This is a genomic window from Chamaesiphon polymorphus CCALA 037 (assembly GCF_003003845.1).
Classification (GTDB): Bacteria; Cyanobacteriota; Cyanobacteriia; order Cyanobacteriales; family Chamaesiphonaceae; genus Chamaesiphon; species Chamaesiphon polymorphus.
The window spans coordinates 1-5,640 of record NZ_PVWO01000384.1 but is presented as its reverse complement, the minus strand read 5'-3'; the positions used below and the strand labels follow the sequence as shown (position 1 = coordinate 5,640).

Sequence of the window (5,640 nt, the reverse complement as noted above, 5' to 3'; positions counted from 1 at the left end):
TTGATGTGTATAAGAGACAGCTTCGCCGACTGCGCTACCTTCCATCGGTTGACCCAATTGGAACGGCGGTACGTAAGACTTGACATCGTTCATCCGACCCCGCATGTAGGGATCTACCGACATGTAGAGGTTGCGGACGAGTACGCGTCCATCGGGTAAGGGTTCTAACTCATTTTCGACGGTGGCGAAGTTAGCTGCTGTGGGCATTCCGTGTGGGCGGGAAATGAGGTGAATTTCGCGACTGACGATTTGGGTCATAATTGGGAATTGAGGATTGTGGGTTGTCTGGGTGTTCTCGAACTAAAGGCGATCGATCGGGTGGTTTAGAAGGGAATTTGTTTTCTGTTGCGGAAAAATTTACCGCTCAAATTAGGATCGGCATCTGTTGCTAGCCAGATGGCGGTATCTGCGCCTTGTTCTGGAGAGCGGGAGGCGTTGGAACCGCCCATATCGGTTCTCACCCAACCAGGACACATGGAGTAGACGGCAATTTGTTGTGATTTGAGAGCGGTTGCGAGTAAGGTCGTTGCCCCATTGAGCGCGAGTTTGGAGAGGGAATAGCTAGGCGTATCGATAGACATGCCATCCCAGGCACCTAAGCCGCTAGACATATTAATTACTCGCGCCGCAGTAGCTTTGGATAAATGCGGTAAAAAGGCTTGGGTGGTGCAAATTACACCGAAGGTATTGGTATTCAGCGATCGATCGAGCAATTCTCGATCGACTGTCAGGATATTTACGTCATCATCTGGATAGATGCCTGCGTTATTGATGAGGACATTGAGATGGGTGAATTTTTCGCCATATTCTTGAGCGGCGCGCTCGATCGAATCATCGTCGGAGACGTCTAGCACCAGCGGATGGACGTTATCCGATTGCAGCTTTTCGATGGCGGTGGTGGCATTGTCGATCGATCTGGCTGCTAAAATTACGTCAAATTCAACAGCGAGTAAGCCTTGGCAAATTGCGAAGCCGATTCCTTTATTTGCGCCTGTAACTAGGGCATATTTACGCCGCTCGGAAGGATTTATATTCATCTTGAGTTAATTATCTGGATCGACTAATCGATTGAGATGTAAATATGCTTCTTCTGGTGTCAGCCTACTGCCAGTCTCATCGGGAATATAAAATTCCCAACTATCGGGAAAATGGCGGACGACAAAACTCGGAATCAGTCCCATCATCATTGCCATTCTTCCTAGATTTTCTGCTTGTTCGGCGAGGCTAATTTCGTCAACAAAATCTGTATAGCCCATGCTGATTGTCTCCTTACAATCTGATTTGTTTAAATAATTTCCGGTCAAATTTAGGCGATCGATAATCGATCTCCCAATATTTCCCTACACCAGCATCTAACATTGCTTTAGTCTAAGTTATCAATTATCAATTATCAATTATCAATTCACAGAAGGGTTGCCTGCGAATAATCTTTGATAAATATCTCGGTTGCGATTGTCTTTTAGGGCAATTTCAATCCTAATGGTTTCGTAATCTTCCCCAGCCATCCGCGCAATCTCTGCCAAGATGTCGATCGCGGCTTGGGGAGAAGTGACGGTACCACCTACTATCGGACGCTGGTTATTATCGATCGATAAAGATTTAGAACTGCCATTAACGACGATCGAGTCATCACGATTGACATAAGAAATCGCCCCCCGATCGAGCTGTTCGGAGCCGAGATCGATTTGAGCGATGAGCTTATATTCGGGACTAACTTGTTCGACAATCAGCTTTTCGCGCCGTACTGGTACTTCAACATGCAAAACCTGGGTATCTACCTCTTTACGAACGACAATTTCCCCAGTCTTATGTTTAGTCAGATCTACCATCAAGCGTTCTTCTAACAAATAGATAGTTTCTTCTGTGAGAACTCTGGTTGAATCGGCAGCGTTTTTTTGAAACTGAACTAGATTTGGCTGTTGCTGACTATCATTAAATCGATCGTAAATCATGGTTTTACCTTTAAGGCTTTTGTACTACAAATATCTAAAAAAAATTCACTCTATCGTTCGCAGATAGAGTATTTATTTCTCTATCTGCAATTGCGAGCGATCGGGGCAAGCATCCTGGGTCGCTGAGATAAAATGTCCCAGGAGCTTGCATTTAGTTGCGATCGACAATCGGTCGGTCACCAGCATTTTTGATATCTATTTCTTCGCGTCGTACCTGCTCCTGAGTAGTAGCAGTTTCATGTTCTACGACTTTGCTGACTTTGACTTCTTCACGAACGAAGGCTTCTTTACGAAATTCTGCTACTTCTTCGTAAACTTCTACGCGGGAGACTTCACCATCTTTGAAGGCAACTTCACCAGGTGCCGCAGCCGTCGTACCAGTGCTGGGCATCCGCTCGATGACTACACGCTCTTTTTCAACGGGTACCGAGGCGGTAGCTGTTTCTGTCTCGACATGTTTGCGAACGACAGCTTCCCCAGTCTTCTGACGGGTTTTGCTAGCAATTAACCGCTCTTGATAGAGTTTAAAGCTGGGGTGATTGCGATCGTCGATCGCATACATATCCGCATCGCGATCGACTGTAGGCGTGGTAGCGACAGGCATCGGAGCGGGTACGGGTGCGGGTGCGGGCATTGGTACTGGCGCAGCTTGACGATCGTACTCGACCTGACCATCGACGTAGGGGGTATCGAGATCGAGCATCGGTTCGCTATGCGTGCTGGCTGGAGAGATCTCAGCTCCCGTATAACCAACTCCAATTGTATGTGGCGTTAGTTCCTGAAAACCTGGTGTTGAGGAGCGATAAATATCACGCACCCGTTCTTCGTGGTTGTCATCGATGTGAGTTTCTTCGGTTAATTCAGGGAGAGCTTCGACTTGGCTCTTGGTCAGAGTTTCGGCATAGACTCGTTTTTGGCCGTAGTCGATGCGCGTGCGGCCAATCGGTAATAATACTCGTTTGCCTGCAACCCACATGCCAGTGTTGATGAGTAGGTAGCGAATACTCCCATTATCATCGACCATAATGTCATCTACCGAACCAATCTTGTCATTTTCGGCGTAGAGATCCAAGCCGATGACATCGCCATCGTCAAAGTGTTTTTTGTACTCTGGATCGAAGTCTTTAATCTTGTAAAGAGACATCTAATTTACTCCTAGTTCTAAACTTTGTTTAGACTTATGTACTCGTAAATGATACAAAACTGACTATTTTTAGTTATCTTTCGATCTGCCGATCTCCATCGCACCAATAGAGAGAGAGCGAAACAGCCGCTTGACTTTTTCGCTCTCTTCAATAATTTATAAACTATTTATCGCTTTGTAGACTACTAGTATTAGTCGGCGAAAGTTAGGTTACTGTGTCAAACTCCCAACTCCCAACTACTAACTTGCTGCTAACTTAATTAATGTCTTAGTACCCGCAGCATCACTAATCGATAATGCCATCATCCGACCACTTTCGCCTTGTGCAGTCCAAACTTCGGTCGGCGAATCGACCGTGTGAGCGTAGGTGACTTCATCTTTACCCACTTCAATTATCAGATCGTCACCTTTGCCAGGTCGATCGTAAACCATTGCCATTAAGGGTGCATCCTGAATCAATTCTTCATCACCCATTTCGGAATTGAGGATTTCAATCGAGATATGTCTGCCGCGATTACCATTAGAAAACTGGTCGAAAAACTCACCCCAACGTTCTTGGGGCACCGATTTGTTCGTTTCGATTCGATCGGTCATACTACCTCCTGATTTTCACACCTTATTTCTAGTGGAAAATACTACATAATAAATCAATCGATCGACAGATTTGCAAACATTGTCCCTACTAGAGGTTGGCACTGACACCATCTCTTCTGATTTTCAGATCGGCATAAAGATCGGCACTATTTAGCAGTTGATAACGCTATAATTGATGTGTATCAATGCTTGTAGCCTGTAAAAAGATCGGCACTATTATGGAATCTCTCGCCCTCATCGAACCATTGCTACCGACGGGGGGAAATAGAGTACTGACGGATTTAGCTACTCAACTGTGGGTAGAAAGTAGCGCACTCAATAGCAACTTACATTTTGCAACGATTCTGGGGATTGGCGATCTAGTCCGCACGATGAATTGTTATTACAGCAACCTCATCGAAGGACATCGCACCCACCCCATCGATATCGAACGCGCTCTAGCACAAGATTTTTCTGTCGATCCCCGACAACGCGAGTTACAGTTGGAAGCCAAGGCGCATATTGAAGTGCAACGAGCCATCGATCTGGGCAACGCTCAGGCTGAGGTTGTAAGTGGAGAATACCTGAAATGGATTCACCGGGAATTTTGCACTCGATTACCCCCTGAGATGTTGGTGTTGAGTAATGCTGAAGGTAGCAAGCAAATTCAAATCGTCCCTGGTGAATGGCGCACGGGTGATGTTATCGTGGGGCGACACATTCCCATTTCCGCACCAGCGATCGATCGCTTTATTACCCGCTTTGCTACTGGTTATCGACTGGAACGACTATCGCAGATCGATCGTGTAATTGCTGTTGCAGCGGCGCATCATCGGTTGGCGTGGATTCATCCCTTTTATGACGGGAATGGGCGGGTGGCACGATTATTTTCCCATGCGATGTTTCGAGAAATCGGCATCGGTACCAGTTTATGGTCGATTTCACGCGGATTGGCACGATCGAGAGACGAATATCGTGCTGTCTTGGCTAATGCCGATTTACCCAGATGGAACGATCTCGACGGGAGGGGGAATTTAACTGCCAAAGGGTTGCAAGCCTTTTGTGAGTTCTTTTTAAATACTTGTATAGACCAGGTACAGTTTATGCGATCGTGTCTCGATCCACAGCAGTTACTTGCCAGAATCGAAGTCTATTTACGGGAAGAAGTTGCCACTAAAAGGTTGCTTCCTGGCTCGGAACAGGTAGTTGCAGCGGTATTTCGATCGGGGGAATTAAAGCGAGGTGAAGCAGCCGCAGCAAGCGGAGATCGAGAGCGTCAAGGACGCAAGGTATTACAGCGGTTGTTGGCGGCTGGCTTGTTGGTTTCGGATACACCTAAAGGTGCTGTGAGGGTTGGTTTTCCTTCTACTTTATTAGAGCGATATTTTCCGAGATTATTCTTGGGGTAAGTTTTGCTCGATACAACTAAGAAATTACCCAAAACTAACTCTCATATTTAGCTGATATATCAGCTCACCAGCATTATTAAGTCTAGTTTTCGACAATTTATTGATGGCTTACAATCGAGTCAAATTTAAAACTGCCTTTGCCATATTTTGATGGTTTTATCCCGACTGCTACTAACCAGGGTTTTACCATCGGGACTAATTACTAAACAATGAATCAACTCTGTATGATCTGTGAGAATACTTACACATTTTCCAGTGTGCAAATCCCATACTCGAATTGTTTTGTCGCTACTGCAACTAAAAACATAATTTCCATCTGGACTGATTATCACACAATAAACCCAACACTTATGACCTTTTAGTGTAAATTTGATTTTTCTTGTTTGCAAGTCCCAAACCTTAACTGTTTCATCGGTACTCCCACTCACAACCGTTAGATTGTCAGGGCTAATAGCAACCGATCGAACAGTATCTTTGTGTTTAAATAGGGGTTGCGGAATAAAGGCTAAAATCCAGGTTGGAAAGCAGTTACAGCTACTAATTCAGCTACTCAGAGCCAAGG

Annotated in this window: 7 protein-coding genes and 1 pseudogene; 1 reads left to right on the top strand and 7 read right to left on the bottom strand. The window is 45.5% G+C overall.

Annotated elements, in window-relative coordinates:
- The 6 genes and pseudogenes from C7B77_RS22395 to C7B77_RS22370 all read right to left on the bottom strand — a co-directional run.
- A pseudogene (locus C7B77_RS22395) lies at positions 1-258 on the bottom strand (NADP-dependent oxidoreductase); the annotation flags it as partial.
- A 65-nt stretch (positions 259-323) separates the two neighbouring features.
- Positions 324-1,037 carry an SDR family NAD(P)-dependent oxidoreductase gene (locus C7B77_RS22390; protein WP_106310099.1) on the bottom strand — a complete coding sequence of 238 codons (714 nt, stop codon included), beginning with the start codon at positions 1,035-1,037 and terminating at the stop codon, positions 324-326.
- Between the two features lie 6 nt (positions 1,038-1,043).
- Positions 1,044-1,256: a hypothetical protein gene (locus C7B77_RS22385; protein WP_106310096.1), complete on the bottom strand. Its 213-nt coding sequence runs from the start codon at positions 1,254-1,256 to the stop codon at positions 1,044-1,046.
- A gap of 141 nt (positions 1,257-1,397) precedes the next feature.
- Positions 1,398-1,952 carry a DUF2382 domain-containing protein gene (locus C7B77_RS22380; RefSeq protein ID WP_106310093.1) on the bottom strand — a complete coding sequence of 185 codons (555 nt, stop codon included), beginning with the start codon at positions 1,950-1,952 and terminating at the stop codon, positions 1,398-1,400.
- Positions 1,953-2,103: 151 nt separating this feature from the next.
- Positions 2,104-3,096, bottom strand: a complete 993-nt coding sequence (locus tag C7B77_RS22375) for a DUF2382 domain-containing protein (RefSeq protein WP_106310090.1) — start codon at positions 3,094-3,096, stop codon at positions 2,104-2,106.
- A 240-nt stretch (positions 3,097-3,336) separates the two neighbouring features.
- On the bottom strand, positions 3,337-3,690 hold the full coding sequence (locus C7B77_RS22370; protein ID WP_106310087.1) for a DUF5335 family protein: 354 nt from the start codon (positions 3,688-3,690) through the stop codon (positions 3,337-3,339).
- A 218-nt stretch (positions 3,691-3,908) separates the two neighbouring features.
- Here C7B77_RS22370 and C7B77_RS22365 point away from each other — a divergent pair, with 218 nt between their 5' ends.
- Positions 3,909-5,078 (top strand): Fic family protein, encoded by a 1,170-nt coding sequence (locus tag C7B77_RS22365; protein WP_106310085.1) that lies wholly within the window; start codon positions 3,909-3,911, stop codon positions 5,076-5,078.
- A gap of 125 nt (positions 5,079-5,203) precedes the next feature.
- Here C7B77_RS22365 and C7B77_RS31925 read toward each other — a convergent pair whose 3' ends face one another.
- On the bottom strand, positions 5,204-5,578 hold the full coding sequence (locus C7B77_RS31925; protein ID WP_146138456.1) for a WD40 repeat domain-containing protein: 375 nt from the start codon (positions 5,576-5,578) through the stop codon (positions 5,204-5,206).
- Positions 5,579-5,640: the final 62 nt, after the last annotated feature.

Excerpts from the sequence above, each read along its gene's own strand:
- C7B77_RS22390 (WP_106310099.1), bottom strand. The coding sequence starts at position 1,037 with ATGAATATAAATCCTTCCGAGCGGCGTAAATATGCCCTAGTTACAGGC.
- C7B77_RS22385 (WP_106310096.1), bottom strand. The coding sequence starts at position 1,256 with ATGGGCTATACAGATTTTGTTGACGAAATTAGCCTCGCCGAACAAGCA.
- C7B77_RS22380 (WP_106310093.1), bottom strand. The coding sequence starts at position 1,952 with ATGATTTACGATCGATTTAATGATAGTCAGCAACAGCCAAATCTAGTT.
- C7B77_RS22375 (WP_106310090.1), bottom strand. The coding sequence starts at position 3,096 with ATGTCTCTTTACAAGATTAAAGACTTCGATCCAGAGTACAAAAAACAC.
- C7B77_RS22370 (WP_106310087.1), bottom strand. The coding sequence starts at position 3,690 with ATGACCGATCGAATCGAAACGAACAAATCGGTGCCCCAAGAACGTTGG.
- C7B77_RS22365 (WP_106310085.1), top strand. The coding sequence starts at position 3,909 with ATGGAATCTCTCGCCCTCATCGAACCATTGCTACCGACGGGGGGAAAT.